This is a genomic window from Halomonas sp. FeN2 (assembly GCF_020595105.1).
GTDB lineage: Bacteria > Pseudomonadota > Gammaproteobacteria > Pseudomonadales > Halomonadaceae > Vreelandella > Vreelandella neptunia.
On sequence record NZ_CP074200.1, the window covers coordinates 197,005 to 212,242 of the forward strand.

General features: G+C 54.6%; 15 protein-coding genes. 2 read left to right on the top strand and 13 right to left on the bottom strand.

Annotated elements, in window-relative coordinates; all coding sequences use genetic code 11:
* Window positions 1-75 precede the first annotated feature (75 nt).
* The 4 genes from ruvA to KF947_RS00935 all read right to left on the bottom strand — a co-directional run bounded on the left by ruvA (window position 76) and on the right by KF947_RS00935 (window position 3,816).
* Window positions 76-684 carry a Holliday junction branch migration protein RuvA gene (gene ruvA / locus KF947_RS00920; protein WP_133732520.1) on the bottom strand — a complete coding sequence of 203 codons (609 nt, stop codon included), beginning with the start codon at window positions 682-684 and terminating at the stop codon, window positions 76-78.
* 342 nt (window positions 685-1,026) lie between these two features.
* Entirely contained in the window at window positions 1,027-1,590 is a 564-nt protein-coding gene (ruvC, locus tag KF947_RS00925) for a crossover junction endodeoxyribonuclease RuvC (protein ID WP_208862706.1), read from the bottom strand.
* A 79-nt stretch (window positions 1,591-1,669) separates the two neighbouring features.
* On the bottom strand, window positions 1,670-3,451 hold the full coding sequence (gene aspS / locus KF947_RS00930; protein ID WP_133732522.1) for an aspartate--tRNA ligase: 1,782 nt from the start codon (window positions 3,449-3,451) through the stop codon (window positions 1,670-1,672).
* Window positions 3,452-3,516: 65 nt separating this feature from the next.
* Complete coding sequence (locus KF947_RS00935; RefSeq protein WP_227405206.1) at window positions 3,517-3,816, bottom strand: FmdB family zinc ribbon protein; 300 nt, start codon at window positions 3,814-3,816, stop codon at window positions 3,517-3,519.
* 282 nt (window positions 3,817-4,098) lie between these two features.
* Here KF947_RS00935 and KF947_RS00940 point away from each other — a divergent pair, with 282 nt between their 5' ends.
* A complete protein-coding gene (locus KF947_RS00940; protein WP_227405207.1) occupies window positions 4,099-5,040 on the top strand; it encodes a D-2-hydroxyacid dehydrogenase in 942 nt (313 codons plus the stop codon).
* A 35-nt stretch (window positions 5,041-5,075) separates the two neighbouring features.
* Here KF947_RS00940 and KF947_RS00945 read toward each other — a convergent pair whose 3' ends face one another.
* Together KF947_RS00945 and KF947_RS00950 are read right to left on the bottom strand one after the other, a co-directional pair.
* Window positions 5,076-5,351 (bottom strand): acylphosphatase, encoded by a 276-nt coding sequence (locus tag KF947_RS00945; protein WP_227405208.1) that lies wholly within the window; start codon window positions 5,349-5,351, stop codon window positions 5,076-5,078.
* Window positions 5,352-5,387: 36 nt separating this feature from the next.
* The gene (locus KF947_RS00950) at window positions 5,388-6,287 is read right to left on the bottom strand and encodes a YihY/virulence factor BrkB family protein (protein WP_039858480.1); all 900 of its coding nucleotides are present in this window, start codon (window positions 6,285-6,287) and stop codon (window positions 5,388-5,390) included.
* A gap of 143 nt (window positions 6,288-6,430) precedes the next feature.
* Between KF947_RS00950 and KF947_RS00955 the strand changes: the two genes are divergently transcribed.
* Complete coding sequence (locus KF947_RS00955) at window positions 6,431-7,525, top strand: bifunctional nicotinamide-nucleotide adenylyltransferase/Nudix hydroxylase (protein WP_133732525.1); 1,095 nt, start codon at window positions 6,431-6,433, stop codon at window positions 7,523-7,525.
* 17 nt (window positions 7,526-7,542) lie between these two features.
* On the opposite strand, the gene KF947_RS00960 is transcribed toward KF947_RS00955, so the two are convergent.
* From KF947_RS00960 to KF947_RS00990, 7 genes are all read right to left on the bottom strand, one after another.
* Window positions 7,543-8,460 (bottom strand): LysR substrate-binding domain-containing protein, encoded by a 918-nt coding sequence (locus KF947_RS00960; protein ID WP_009286686.1) that lies wholly within the window; start codon window positions 8,458-8,460, stop codon window positions 7,543-7,545.
* Between the two features lie 62 nt (window positions 8,461-8,522).
* On the bottom strand, window positions 8,523-9,944 hold the full coding sequence (cls, locus tag KF947_RS00965; protein ID WP_227405209.1) for a cardiolipin synthase: 1,422 nt from the start codon (window positions 9,942-9,944) through the stop codon (window positions 8,523-8,525).
* Between the two features lie 92 nt (window positions 9,945-10,036).
* The gene (locus KF947_RS00970) at window positions 10,037-11,542 is read right to left on the bottom strand and encodes a fumarate hydratase (RefSeq protein WP_133732527.1); all 1,506 of its coding nucleotides are present in this window, start codon (window positions 11,540-11,542) and stop codon (window positions 10,037-10,039) included.
* Window positions 11,543-11,732: 190 nt separating this feature from the next.
* Window positions 11,733-12,554: an endonuclease VIII gene (gene nei, locus KF947_RS00975; RefSeq protein WP_227405210.1), complete on the bottom strand. Its 822-nt coding sequence runs from the start codon at window positions 12,552-12,554 to the stop codon at window positions 11,733-11,735.
* A gap of 4 nt (window positions 12,555-12,558) precedes the next feature.
* Complete coding sequence (uvrB, locus tag KF947_RS00980; RefSeq protein WP_133732529.1) at window positions 12,559-14,583, bottom strand: excinuclease ABC subunit UvrB; 2,025 nt, start codon at window positions 14,581-14,583, stop codon at window positions 12,559-12,561.
* 24 nt (window positions 14,584-14,607) lie between these two features.
* Complete coding sequence (locus KF947_RS00985; RefSeq protein ID WP_022523500.1) at window positions 14,608-15,015, bottom strand: OsmC family protein; 408 nt, start codon at window positions 15,013-15,015, stop codon at window positions 14,608-14,610.
* Window positions 15,015-15,212 carry a hypothetical protein gene (locus tag KF947_RS00990; RefSeq protein ID WP_007114205.1) on the bottom strand — a complete coding sequence of 66 codons (198 nt, stop codon included), beginning with the start codon at window positions 15,210-15,212 and terminating at the stop codon, window positions 15,015-15,017. The genes KF947_RS00985 and KF947_RS00990 overlap by 1 nt, the downstream gene beginning before the upstream one ends.
* Window positions 15,213-15,238: the final 26 nt, after the last annotated feature.

Here is a 15,238-nt window from a genome sequence, read left to right on the forward strand (position 1 = left end):
TCTTCTTTATGGCAATTCAAAAAGGTCTATTCACAAAGCTCTATCCGCTACCCGCAATTTGTTATTTATTCCGTTCTAACCACTCATGCGTTGGGTGAGCGCGGCTTTAATAAGCGCTTCGGTAGACTGGTTGGGATCGATATCGGCGAGCATTTTCGAGGCCTCAGTCAGTTTATACCCCAAGCTGACTAACGCGGCTTCCGCATCGGCAAGACTATCGCGGGCAGAAGCACGGCCATTGGTGGCCTCAAGGGGTAGTAGCGCGTTGCTGCCATCTTCCCACTCGGGGAAACGGTCGCGCATTTCAATAATCAGCCGCTCAGCAGTTTTCTTGCCCACCCCTGGCAGTGATGTCAGCGCCTTGCTGTCGTCGTCACGGACGCAGCGCATAAAGGCGTCTTCGTCCATGCCCGACAGGATGGCTAGTGCAAGCTTGGGCCCTACGCCATTGACTTTGATCAAGGCACGGAACAAAGCACGTTCATGCTCACGGCCAAAGCCATAAAGTAAGTGGGCGTCATCACGAATGGTTAAATGGGTAAATAATGAGACGCTCTCGTTAATCGCCGGAAGTGCGACCAGCGTATTCATTGAGGTTTCCAGTTCGTAACCTACGCCATGAACGTCGATCACAATCCAGGGAGGTTGCTTTGCCACTAGCTGACCACTCAGACGTCCAATCATAAATACGCTCGCACCGGAATGAAAAAAATAGAGTGAAAAACAGGTGATTACTATAAAGCGACTCTGTACAGGTGACCAGTAGTTCAGCCATCGGCACAGCGGGAGTTACAGGGCTCTTCGTCATTCAGTATTTCTGCCAGTCTTATAGTAGACCAGTGGGAGGTAGCTTTAGCTCGCGACCGTTTAGGCTGCCAGCCTGACAACACCGGGGTATCTTCGGCACCCTTCGCCCGCTGGAAGCGGCCTCCAACAACAGATAGCTGGCTAAGTGGTTACGATCAGAAGTGTGAGACACAAAATTGCCGATTAATATTGAATCCACATTAGATGACAAATAACCAGTTAAAGCCGCCAGCGTCCAGTTGAGCGACGGCGGCCCCGAGATGGCGCGGCGGGCAAGCCATGGCTGCTAAACACAGAGCCGTTATAAGCATGGGTTAACGCAATGGCTAACGCGTCGGCGGCGTCAGCTTGTGGGGTAGCAGAGAGCTGCAGAATTGCTGTCACCATATGCTGCACCTGCTCTTTATCCGCGCCGCCCTGGCCAGTCACCGCCTGCTTTATCTGCCGCGCGGCGTATTCGGCAAGGCTTAAGCCATGATTGGCCATACACACCATTGCCGCCCCCCGAGCCTGGCCCAGCTTCAGCGCTGAATCGGGGTTTTTGGCCATAAAGACCCGCTCAATGGCCACCTGGCAGGGTCGATGCAGGCCGACGACTTCGCTAAGGCCGGCGTAAATTTGCGCCAAGCGCTGCTCCAAGGCCCCTTCTGCCGTGCGGATACAGCCACTCGCTACGTAGCAAGGTTTAACGCCAATAATATCGATCACCCCGTAACCGGTTACCCGGGAGCCAGGGTCTATGCCCAAAATGCGAATGGGTACGACGGACTTTTGCTCTTCCATGGCGTCGATACTCGTGTGACTAGAACATACAAAAACACCGACGCCACGGCGTCGGTGTTGAGCAGCCATCCAAACCGATTTATTCGGCGGCGGGTTCCGCTTTGACTTTCTGACGTAGACGGATGTTCAAATCTTTCAACTGCTCGGGGCTGACTTCGCCCGGTGCATTGGTCATCAAACAGGCAGCGCTTTGAGTTTTCGGGAAGGCGATAACTTCACGAATAGTCTTGGCACCGACCATCAGCATGACCAAGCGATCCAAGCCAAAGGCTAAGCCACCATGAGGCGGCGCACCGTACTGCAGTGCATCCAGCAGGAAGCCAAATTTCTCTTGGGCTTCTTCTTCACCAATGCCTAGAATCTCAAACACCGTGCTCTGCATGGTCTGATCGTGGATACGAATAGAGCCGCCGCCCAATTCGGTACCGTTGAGCACCATATCGTAAGCGCGTGAAAGCGCGTTGGCAGGATCGGCCTTGAGCTCTTCCGGTGTGCAGGAAGGCGCGGTAAAGGGGTGGTGCAGTGGGCTAAGGCGGCCGTTGTCGTCGGCTTCAAACATTGGGAAGTCGACTACCCACAGTGGCGCCCACTCTTGAGTATAGAGCTCCAGATCAGCACCGAGCTTGACGCGCAGCGCGCCAATGGCTTCGTTAACGATACGCGCTTTATCGGCACCGAAGAAGATGATGTCACCATCTTCTGCGCCCACGCGGTCGAGCAGCTCTTCAACGATGTTTTCCATAAACTTGACGATCGGTGACTGCAGACCTTCAAGCCCTTTGGCGCGCTCGTTGACCTTGATCCACGCCAAGCCTTTGGCACCGTAGATGCCGACAAACTTGGTGTATTCGTCGATCTCTTTGCGCGACAGCTTGGCACCACCGGGCACTTTCAGTGCCGCGACGCGACCATCATCAGCCTTGGCGGGACCAGAGAAGACGTTGAAGTTAACCTGCTGCATCAGGTCATCGACATCGGTCAGTTCCAGCGGGATACGCAGATCAGGCTTATCGGAACCGAAACGATCCATCGCCTCCTGCCAGGTCATGCGCGGAAATTCTGGCAACTCTACCTTCAGCACTTCTTGGAATAGCTGACGAATCATGGCTTCGGTAATGCCCATGATGTCGTTCTCTTCCACAAACGACGCCTCGATATCAATCTGTGTGAACTCAGGCTGACGGTCGGCGCGCAAATCTTCATCGCGGAAACACTTGGCAATTTGGTAATAGCGGTCAAAACCCGCCACCATCAACAGCTGCTTAAACAGCTGCGGCGACTGAGGCAGTGCAAAGAAACTACCCGCGTGGGTACGGCTAGGCACCAGGTAATCACGCGCACCTTCAGGTGTTGCGCGGGTGAGCACCGGCGTTTCGATGTCCAGGAAACCCTGGTTTTCGAGGTACGCGCGCACGTTATGCGAAATACGCGAGCGAAGACGCAGCTTCTCGATCATATCCGGACGACGCAGATCGATGTAGCGGTGCTTTAAGCGCACCTCTTCGCCAACTTTGCCATGCTCATCCAGCTGAAATGGCGGGGTAACGGCGGTATTGAGCACTTCAACATCTTTTGCCAACACTTCAATCATACCCGTCGGCATGTTGGCGTTTTGGGTGCCTTCTGGGCGCAGCCGAACGCGACCAGTAATACGCAGGACGAATTCACTGCGGGCACGGTCGGCATTAGCGAATGCCTCGGCGGTATCAGGGTCAACCACGAACTGAGCGATGCCGTCGCGATCGCGCATATCGAGGAAAATTACCCCACCGTGGTCACGGCGGCGATGAACCCATCCGCATACCGTAACCGTTTGATCCACCAAAGTTTCGTTTAGCTGGCCGCAATAATGGCTGCGCATGTCAAATCCTGTTCTGTTACGTGGCAATGAGTGTGTCGCGGGCGTCCCGACCCTGACTGCCGCGGCTATGCCGCGGCGCCCTTGTCTTTGGGAGTGTCGCTCTTAGCGGTAGCGCTGGCATCGCTTGATTTACCGGCATCTGCAGAGGCAGTTTTGCCATCAGCGGCCAGGTTCTTTTTGCTACCCGTTTTGAAATCAGTTTCGTACCAACCGCCGCCGGCCAAACGGAATCCCGCTGCCGAGACAAGCCGTTCCAAGCCATCACTTTGGCATGCAGGGCAATCCTTGAGAGGATCGGCGCTAATCTTCTGCAATTTTTCCATACGATGGCCGCAGGCCTTGCACTCATATTCATAGATGGGCATCTTAATGACTCCTAATAAGCTCAACCCTGACAAGCTTAGTTCTGACAGAACTGATTCTAACGACTCAGCTCTACGGAAACAGCTCTGACAAATCCAGTTCTATCTAAAAGACTCGTTCTGAAAAGAAAGAACAATGGCGAACACAAACGCTGCCAGGCTGCAATATGTGGCCTGTCGGGTTAAATTCCAAGGCTGCGGTTGATAAAGCGCCGCCATTATACCCTTTTGTGCCCCCTGACGAGCAAGGTTATACAGACCCCTGCGGTTAATGGAGAGAAGAAAATGCCCCATGCGGTGATACTGGATGCGCAAAGTCTCGGCCCCGAGATCAATTTGGCCGCCATTAAGGAGACGGTTTCAAACCTTGAGGTGTTTGAGCAGAGTACCACGCAACAAGCGCGGGAACGCCTTGCTAACGCCGATATAGCGATCGTAAACAAGGTCGTGCTGGACGCCGAAACGCTGCAGCAACTGCCAAAACTGCGGCTGATATGCGTATTGGCAACAGGCCTCAATAATATCGATCTTGAAAGTGCAAAAGAACACGACATTGACGTTAAAAACGTGGCGGCTTACGGCACCGCTAGCGTTTCCCAACACACTTTGATGCTCATGCTCGCGTTAGCCAATCGTCTTCCCCAATATCAGCGCGATGTTGCCGCAGGCGAGTGGCAGCATAGCGCTTTCTTCTGCTTGCAGGATTACCCAACGCTCCAACTGGCAGGCAAACAGCTCGTCATGGTCGGGCAAGGCGAGCTAGGTACCGAAGTAGCACGCTTGGCGGAGGCCTTTGGCATGCAGGTCACCTTTGCCGCCCGCCCCGGCAACGAAGCTAATGATAAGCGGCCTGCCCTGGACGACCTGCTTCCCGATGCCGATGTTATCAGCCTGCACTGCCCGTTGAGCGAGGCCACCAAGCACTTGATCAACCGGGAGCGCTTAGCGCGCGCCAAGAACTCACTACTACTGGTCAACTGCGCCCGCGGAGGGGTTATCGATGAAGTGGCAGCGTTAGAGGCGTTGCGCAGCGGCAAGCTGGGTGGATTAGGCGTTGATGTGCTGCCCGCTGAACCACCCAGAGATGGGCACCCACTGTTGGATGCGCTCAGCGAGCCGCTAAACTTAATCGTCACGCCTCACAACGCATGGATCACACCGGAAGCGCGCCAGAATATTGTTAGCCTGACAGCTAACAATATCCTTGAATGGAAAGGCGCCCAATAGAAACCTGCCGTCTCATCAGAGGCTCTCAATAGGCTTTACTGGGTGGCAAAGTGGCTCGGGGCGCGGCAGTTATCCAGCACCTCGAGCTCCACGTGGGTAACTTGTGCACCTTCTGAGCCCTGCCATAGCCATTCGCTTAGCAGCTTGACTGCGTCGGAGTGACCACATATCAACACTTCAACCCGGCCATCGGGCAAGTTTTTGGCATAGCCGGTGATACCGTACTGAAGGGCTTTCTCTTGGGTAGCCCGGCGATACCAGACCCCCTGCACCTTACCGGTCACAAGGGCACGTACACAGCAATCACTCATACTTACCTCCTTACCTTGGCGCTTCTGAACGGAGTGTTAAACATACTCACGTTTGACAATCACTGCACTGTTACGCGGAATCAGCGGGCGGCCACGGCGTAGTAGCAATGAGCGGGTGAACGCCGCCCCAAACAGCAATATTAGTGAACTGTAGTAGACCCATAGCAAAATCATGACTACCGACCCGGCGGCGCCATAGGTAGATGCTGTAGCCGTATACGCCAGGTAAATCGCGATTACACTGCGCCCAATAGTAAACAGTACGGCAGTGACGACTGCGCCAATCAACACATCTTGCCAGCGCAACACAACGTCGGGAAGTACTTTAAAAATGGTGGCAAATAGTAAGGTGACCACAGCCAGCGAGACCAGCGACTCAACTGACGTTGTCAGTAAGCTGGCATAAGGCACCAGATTATCGGCGGCCTGGAGCATACCGCGCAAAACGACGCCTAATACCAGCGATACCATCAGTATAAATCCGATGGAGAGCACCACCGTTAGCGATAGCAACCGGCTTTTAATAAAGCGTAAAGCGCTATTAGAAGTGGGCTTTGCCGTTACGCCCCAAATGGTATTGAGCGAAAATTGCATCTGTGCGAAAACGGTTGTTGCACCGATCACCAATGCCCCAACACCTAGTAGCGTTGGCAGTAGACCGGACTCTTCAATCCTCGACTGAGCAACAGCCTGTTCGATAGCCACTGCTGCATCCATTCCTAGCGTGCCTTGTAACTGAGCGACTATTTGTCCGTGGGCAGCCTCTTCACCTAAAACAACACCGATGACCGTGACTGCAATAATAATCGTGGGCGCCAATGAGAAAAGCGTATAGAACGCTAGCGAACCTGCGTAGCTAAAGGCATTACGCTCCAACCATAGTGACGTGGCGTCTTGGACTACTTTCCACCAAAAGGTAGCGGCGCGTTTAATCATATTCACTCCCTGTGCTCTGTGTATCGGGGCTTTTTATAAGCGTTATCAACATCCTATTTTTCTAGCATACCTAACCACAGCGTTTAGCGCAGTTTTCTGGTAGGTTGCATCTCTGAGTTCACCAAACGCAAAAGGAAGCTTGAATGGCTACTGATACTTCGCGCCCCGCGACTGCCTGCGACTTCGACTGTTTGGTGTTTATTGGTCGTTTTCAGCCGCCACATCTGGGGCATCTCGCGGTCATTCGTGAAGCGCTCAAACGCGCACGACAGGTCATTGTGTTGGTAGGCTCTTCTTGGCAGGCCCGCTCACTGCGTAACCCCTGGCGATTTGACGAACGACAAGCCATGCTTCGGGCGGGATTTGACGACGCCGATAATCAACGCTTGGAGATCACCCCGTTACTCGACGCCCTCTATAACGACGATGTTTGGGTGCGCGATGTGCAACGCAAAGTGCGCGATTTAGCTGCACCTGCCAATGCTCGCCTACCCCGTATTGGCTTGATCGGAGCCAGCCGCGGCCAGTCAAGCTACTACCTTTCACTGTTTCCTCAGTGGGAGTCTGTCAGCGTGCCGTCGGTGGAGGGGATTTCAGCCAGTCAAATACGTGAGCGACTGTTTCGCTCGCCCAGCTCAACGAATGACTACCTGAGTACCGGCGCTTACCACGATTTACCGCCGGGGGTTGTAGAAAGCGTCAAACACTTTTGCAATGAGCACGCCTATCAGCGGCTGCTCGAAGAGCAGCAGTTGTTGGATCAGTACCGTCAGGCCTGGGCTCACGCCCCCTACCCGCCAATTTTTGTCACGGTCAACGCCGTGGTCGTGCAGTCGGGCCATGTGCTGCTGGTACGACGCACGGCGGCACCGGGCAAAGGCCTTTATGCCCTGCCGGGAGGGTTTATTAACCCCCACGAACGGCTCTTGGATGCTTGCTTGCGTGAACTTCGCGAACGAATACGCTTAAAGGTTCCTGAGCCTGTACTCAAAGGCTCTCTGCGTGGCCAACGGTTGTTTGATGAACCCCACCGCAGCTGGCGTGGGCGTACTTTGGCGGAAGCATTCTATTTTGCGCTACGCCCCGATCAGCAGCTGCCACGCCTGAAGCCTGTTAAAGGCGGTGATCATGCGCGCTGGGTAGCGCTCGCCGATCTTGAGCCCGACAGCCTGTTTGAAGATCACTTCTTCATTATTCAGAACTTTTTAGGGCTACCCGCCGATTTTGGAAGTAGCTAAACGCTCACTGACGAGCGCTATGCTTGTAGGAAATCCCGCGGCAGCTTCATCATCTGCCGCCATAAACGCTCTACGCCGGGCTTATGCACCATTGAGCAGCGATATAAGCGGATTTCCAGGGGGATATCCCAGCTAGGGTCGCCTGCCCTCACCAAACGGCCACTTTTCAGCTCTTCACGAATACAAAAATCGGGTATCCACGCCACCCCAACGCCCTGTAATACCATTCCTTTCAGGCCTTCAGCCATGGCCGTTTCATATACCGTACGCAGCTTCATTCGTAGCGGATCATTTTTCAGTAGCATGCGCACACTGCGCCCTAAAAAGGCCCCTTGAGTGTACGAAAGATAGGGAATGGAAGTGTCGTGCTGGAGTGAAAATTTTGCTTTGCCATGCTCGTCGGGTAACGAAACGGGCAACATATTGACCTTACCAATCGAAAACGAGGGAAACACCTCGGCATCGAGCTGCATAGTTGCAAAAGGGTCGTAGTAGGCGAGCATCAGATCGCAGTTGCCCTCTCGCAGCACATGTATTGCCTCGCCCACATTCATGGCCACCAAGCGGGTCGGCAGCTCGCCCAAGCCTTGCTGCAGGCGGGAGATCCAAGGCGGATAAAAACTTAATGCCAGGGAGTGCGCCGCGACGATATCCAGCGCCTCATTGGCGATAGAGAGACCGCGCAAATGGCTAAGCGATTCGTTTAATTGCTCGACCAAATTGCGCGCAGTAACCAAAAACAGCTGCCCTTCGGGCGTTAACCCTACGGGGGTGGTTGAACGATCCACCAGGGTGACATCAACAGCCTGCTCCAACGCGCGAATACGGCGACTGAAGGCCGGCTGGGTCACATGTCGCTGGCGTGCTGACGCAGAGAAGCTGCGCGTATTGGCTAGCGCTACAAAATCTTCCAGCCATTTTGTTTCAAGATTCACCCCATGACTCCTTGTCTCACCCTGCGTTTGAGCATCTCGATTTTCCTTTTAGGCTGACGTATCTATTGAACCGGGGCCATTAAATAGGCCGCCCGCGAAACGACTTTCATCCATACCGGGCGCTGGTTAATTTCATCGATGGTGACACGCCGACAGTGAGCAAAGTCTTTTTCCAGCATTGCCTCAACGCTGGTAGCAAAATCACGACTTGGAATAAACGCGGTAATCTCAAAATTTAACCGAAATGAGCGATTATCCAAATTGACTGTCCCTACCGTGGTCGCTTCGTTGTCTACAAGCATGACTTTTTGATGTAAAAAACCGGGAAGATAACGGTATATTTTAACACCTGCCCTTAACATATCGGGTAGAAATGAAAACGCAGAGAGGAAAACCAACAAGTGGTCGGGGCGCTCCGGAATCATCACTCGAACGTCGACGCCGCGCATCGCTGCAAGCCGCAGCGCATCCTGAACTCCCTGATCAGGGACAAAATAGGGGCTGGTCACCCACAGGCGCTGCTTGGCGCTATGAATGACCTGCTGGACGAGCAGGCTGGCGGTGTCCTGACGATCGGCGGGCCCAGAAGGCACAATCACCACATGATGGTCGGTGGCAGAGGATGACGTGTCGGCCATCCAGTTCAAGCTAATCACTTCATCCGTCGCCCAGTGCCAATCCTCCCAAAATGCTTCCTGCAAGCCCAGCACGCTGGGCCCTTCAAGTTTGAGATGAGTATCACGCCAAGGCCCGTGCCGCGGATTTTCGCCGAGATATTCGACCCCGACATTAAAGCCCCCTATCCAGCCCTCCTTGCCGTCTATTACCGTTACCTTGCGATGGTTACGGAAGTTAAGCTGAAAACGGTGTTTAAAGCCTCGCGATGATCGGAAGGCACTGACGGCCACCCCATCGCTGATTAAATCATTGAGGTAGCTATCGGCTAACTTGCGGCTACCCACTTCATCGTAAAGAAAATAGACCCTCACGCCGCGCCGGGCAGCGCGCTGTAAATGGTGCTTCAAACGTTGGCCGAGGGCGTCGTTACGAACAATGAAGAACTGCACCAACGCATACTGTTCCGCACGGTCAATACCATCAAACAGGCTTTCAAACGTTGCTGGCCCATCAATCAGCAGTGTGGCTTGATTGCCATGGGTTAGCGGCATCATGGCAAGCTGTTCGACCGCCTGAATATCGGCATTGGTAGAGGGCGCAACGTAGGGTTGAACATTAGCCCGGTAACGCACTAGAACCCGGCGTAGAACGGTGTCCCGCTGACCGCGGGCAGATACATAGCCATAAAACCTTGGCCGCCCGAAAAACCAGTACGCTGGAAGCGCGACATAAGGGAAGGTCAGCAGCGAGATGATCCATGCCACGGCACCCTGGGAGGTGCGACTGGACATCAGCGCCATAATGGCTGAAACGATGCCAAGCAGGTGTATCAGTAAGATGCTGGTCCCTAGCAACCAGGAGGTCATAGTCACGTCCTTATAAAGCCCTCACATAGAACAAGGCCTCGCCGTCAGCGAGGCCCTTATGCGTCTAAAGCCTAATCAACCTTACCACTCCATTACGCCGATTGGGCAATAATCTCTTTCCACTTTGCAGGCCCGGTTTGATGTACCGATGTGCCCAGGCTATCAACGGCGACGGTCACCGGCATATCTTCAACCTCAAATTCATAGATTGCTTCCATACCTAAGTCTTCGAAGCCCACTACCCGCGATTTTTTAATCGCTTGAGCGACCAGATATGCCGACCCACCGACCGCCATTAAGTACACCGCTTCATTGTCACGGATAGCATCAATAGCGGCTTGGCCACGCTCTGCTTTGCCGACCATACCTAATAGGCCAGTCTCTTCCAGCATAGTGCGGGTAAATTTATCCATCCGCGTGGCGGTCGTTGGGCCAGCGGGGCCAACCACTTCGTCACCAATGGGGTCAACCGGGCCCACGTAGTAGATAAAGCGCCCTTTCATATCCACCGGCAGCGGCTCGCCTTTGGCCAGCATATCGACCATGCGCTTATGAGCAGCATCGCGGCCCGTGAGCAGCTTACCGTTCAACAGCAGCGTATCACCAGGCTGCCAGGTTTTAACCTCCTCAGGCGTCACCGTATCAAGGTTGACACGTTTGACGTTTTCACCCGCCTCGCGAGTGATTTCCGGCCAGTCCTCAAGCTTAGGCGCTTCAAGTACCGCAGGGCCAGAACCGTCCAGAGTAAAGTGGGCATGACGAGTCGCCGCGCAGTTGGGAATAATCGCGACAGGCTTGTTGGCGGCATGGGTTGGATAGTCTTTGACTTTAATATCCAGCACGGTGGTTAAGCCGCCTAACCCCTGGGCACCGATACCACTCTTGTTGACCTTGTCAAACAGCTCTAAACGCAGTTCTTCGGCGCGATTGCTGGGGCCACGGGCCTGTAGATCCTGAATATCGATAGGATCGAGTAGCGCTTCTTTGGCAATCATCATGGCCTTTTCCGCGGTGCCGCCGATACCAATCCCCAGCATCCCGGGCGGACACCAGCCAGCGCCCATCTTCGGCAGTTGCTCCATCACCCAATCAACCACACTGTCAGAGGGGTTCAGCATGGCAAACTTGGATTTTGCTTCGCTACCGCCGCCCTTCGCTGCCACGTGAATATCGACCGTATCACCGGGCACAATCGAGTGGTGAATAATCGCCGGGGTGTTGTCCTTGGTGTTGGCACGCTTGCCGTCGGGGTCCGCCAGCACCGACGCGCGCAGAACATTGTCGGGGAGCAAATAAGCGCGACGCACACCTTCATTGATCATGTCGTCCAAACTCATGTCCGCTTCCCAGGTAACGTTCATGCCCACGTGAACGAACACGGTGACGATACCCGTGTCCTGACAGATTGGACGGTGCCCGGTGGCGCACATGCGTGAGTTAATCAAAATCTGTGCGATGGCGTCTTTGGCGGCAGGGTTCTCTTCACGCTCATAGGCGGCGGCCATGGCGTCAATGAAATCTTTAGGATGGTAGTAAGAGATGTACTGCAGAGCATCGGCAACGCTTTGAATAACGTCGTCCTGGCGAATCACGGTCATGGACTAATAGCTCCTAGGTTATCGTCTAGTCAGCGGCTTTCCTTCCGCGCCCGCGGAGGTGCCGTCTTAGCGTGCTACCAGTATACCGTATTGGCACTTACGCAGCAGCAATCCCTGGCGCCTATCTGACTACTATGGTTAGAGCTTTAGTCGATGGTATCTCTTAAGTAAGATAACGGTATAACACTACTCAAGACGACTGACAATATGGGCATAAATAGAGCCTTCGCGACCCAACCATTGTACGCTCAATCACCGTTCCACAGCGGTGGCATTCAAGCCCTGCCCGCTCGAAAACCGCAAAACGCCACTGCCTGCGCGGCTCACCCGCTGCTTTGGCCTGCGCAATCCAGGCCTCACGATTAGTAACGCCTGCGGCTTGATAGGCCTGCCGGGTAACGTCAATGATGCAGTCAGCCAGGGTTTGCTGCTGCTCTGGGGTTAAATCCACCGGTCGAGCGCTTGGCGGAAGCTGGGAAAAAAACAGTATTTCAGAGCGCAAATAGTTGCCCAGCCCGGCGACAAACCCCTGATCGAGCAGCAGTGCCCCCAGGCTGCGTTTATGAAACTGCTTTAAATTCAGCCGCTGCTGCACATCGGATGGAGCCACGTCTTGACTCAACAAATCAGGGCCCAGGCGGGCTAAGAAAGGGTGTTCGGAGAGATTGTCTGCCTGCCAGAGGGAAATATCGGAGGCGCTATAGAGACTAGCGCAACGCCCTTCTGCGCTCAATCGAACCCGCAGCGCGCGCTTGGTATTAGGCGGCTTATCCTCACTATGCAGTTTCCAAACACCATAAAGTTGGTTGTGGGAATAAAGCACGCGCTGATCGGCAAACCGGATCAGCATTGCCTTACCCCAGGTATCTACTCGGGCAACCCGAACACCTATAAATGTTGCTGCCTGCTCGGCAAGTTCTGGAAAGGCGAACCAGGCATCGTCGATCACCCGCCCGCCTATCTGCTGCTCAATACGATCCGCCGCGCGGCGAATTTCCGGGCCTTCCGGCATACCGCTAGCCCAGCGCCAGCTGTTTGTCTTTCATTTGATGGAGCTGGTCGCGAAGCCGCGCCGCCTCTTCGAACTCCAGATTTTGCGCTGCCTCAAACATGGCGTCTTCGAGCTTGCTGATGGCGCCCAGCAGGTCTTGCTTGCTCATCGTGGTGACATCATACTCGGCGACGCTTTCCGCCACCTTGCGTTCATTGCCACGGCGGCGACTGTTCTTCTTGCCCGGCGCCTGGGCGGCTTCAAGGATATCGGCCACTGAGCGGGTAACCGTTGTTGGCGTGATACCGTGCTCTAGGTTGTGCTCGGTCTGCTTGGCGCGACGACGCTCGGTTTCATCAATCGCCTTGCGCATCGAGTCAGTAATCCGATCACCGTAAAGAATCGCCTTGCCGTGGGCGTTACGGGCAGCGCGTCCAATGGTCTGTATCAGCGAGCGCTCGGCACGCAGAAAGCCCTCTTTATCGGCGTCGAGAATCGCCACCAGCGACACTTCGGGAATATCTAGGCCTTCTCGCAGCAGGTTGATGCCCACCAACACATCAAACTTACCCAGGCGTAAGTCACGAATAATCTCAACCCGCTCGACGGTATCAATATCCGAGTGTAAGTAGCGCACTCGAATGCCGTGCTCGTCAAAATACTCGGTCAAGTCTTCCGCCATACGCTTGGTTAGCGTGGTCACCAGTACTCGCTCGCCTACCGCGGTGCGCAAGCCGATTTCCGAAAGCAGATCGTCGACCTGGGTACTGGCCGGGCGCACTTCGATTTCAGGATCCAGCAGTCCGGTGGGACGCACCACCTGCTCAACGGTCTGGCTAGCGTGTTCGCCCTCATAACGGCCTGGAGTGGCGGAAACAAAGATTGTTTGTGGGGAAATGGCCTCCCACTCTTCAAACTTCATGGGCCGGTTATCCAACGCCGAGGGCAGCCGGAAGCCATACTCGACCAGGGTCTCTTTACGCGAGCGGTCGCCTTTGTACATGCCACCTACCTGGGGCACGCTGACGTGGGACTCATCGATAAATAGCAGTGCGTCATCGGGCAGGTAATCAAAGAACGTCGGCGGCGGCTCGCCCGGGGCACGCCCAGAGAGGTATCGGGAGTAGTTTTCGATACCGTTGCAGTAACCCAGCTCCAGCATCATCTCAATATCGTAAAGTGTGCGCTGCTCAAGACGCTGCGCTTCTACCAGCCGTTCATGCTTACGCATCCACTCCAGGCGCTCTTTGAGCTCCTCTTTGATGGCATCAATGGCGCCCAGAATCGTTTCCCGCGGGGTGACGTAGTGAGATTTGGGGTAGATGGTCATCCGTGGCACCTCCCCGCGGACAGCACCGGTGAGCGGGTCAAACAGTCGGATAGTGTCGATTTCGCTGTCAAACAGCTCCACCCGCACGGCCTCCTCGTCAGAGTCGGCAGGAAAGATATCGATCACATCACCGCGCACCCGGTAAGTACCGCGACGGAAATCCATATCATTGCGGGTGTACTGAAGCTCGGCCAAGCGGCGCAGGAAAGCGCGCTGATCGATGAGCTCACCGCGGGTAAAGTGGAGACGCATTTTCAGGTATTGGTCGGGGTCACCCAGGCCATAAATCGCCGAAACTGACACCACAATCAGCGCGTCGCGGCGTTCTAGCAGTGCCTTGGTGGCCGAAAGCCGCATCTGCTCGATATGGTCGTTTATCGAGGCATCTTTCTCGATAAAGGTATCCGAGGAAGGCACATAGGCTTCCGGCTGATAGTAGTCGTAGTAGGAGACGAAATACTCTACGGCGTTATCCGGGAAAAACGCCTTGAATTCGCCATACAACTGGGCCGCAAGAGTTTTGTTCGGCGCCATCACGATGGTTGGACGCTGCTGCTGTTCCACCACATTGGCCATGGTGAAGGTTTTGCCCGACCCGGTCACGCCGAGCAGCGTTTGGTGAGCAAGCCCAGATTCCAGGCCACTAATCAGCCCTTTAATAGCAGCAGGCTGGTCGCCAGCGGGCTGAAATTTTGACTGCAATCGAAAGGCTTTGCTCATCGGTGCTCCTATAAAAGATGTAATTTAAACTAACCGGGTGGCGATCTCGACCGTAGACTGGGTCATCAGGCGTTGAATTGGGCAGCGGTGGCTAATATCTTCCAGCCTGGCGCGCTGCTCAGGGTCTTCAATACCGTGCAGTGTTAATGCCACATCTAGCTTGTAGATGCCCTTTTTTTCCTGACTATCGTCCCGCTGCACGGTGACTGTAATGCCCTCAAGCGGCCACTCTTTACGCTTGGCGTACATCTGCACGGTAACCGCCTTGCAGGTACCCAGAGCAATATCGAAATAGTCGTGGGGATCAGGGGCACTGCCCTCGCCACCTACTATCGGTGGCACATCGGCATAGAGATCTTCCAAGCCATTGACTTCAACTCGCTGCCTAAAGACATGGTTGCGTTCGCTTATCACGGTAATGGGAGGGTGCATTAGGATACCTTTACGCCTAGCTTGAGTTTTTCAATGGCGTTAATCAGCGTCTCGCGTTTTGCCCGGCCGTCTACATCGGCACCATGGCGCCCCACTTCGGCACTATCAACGCCATCAAGCATCATGAGCGCCGTGGTGATTTTGTTGACCTGATCGACCGATTTAACACCCTGAAATGTTAACGACTGCTGCGCCATAGCGTTTTCCTACCTGTTGACCTGTG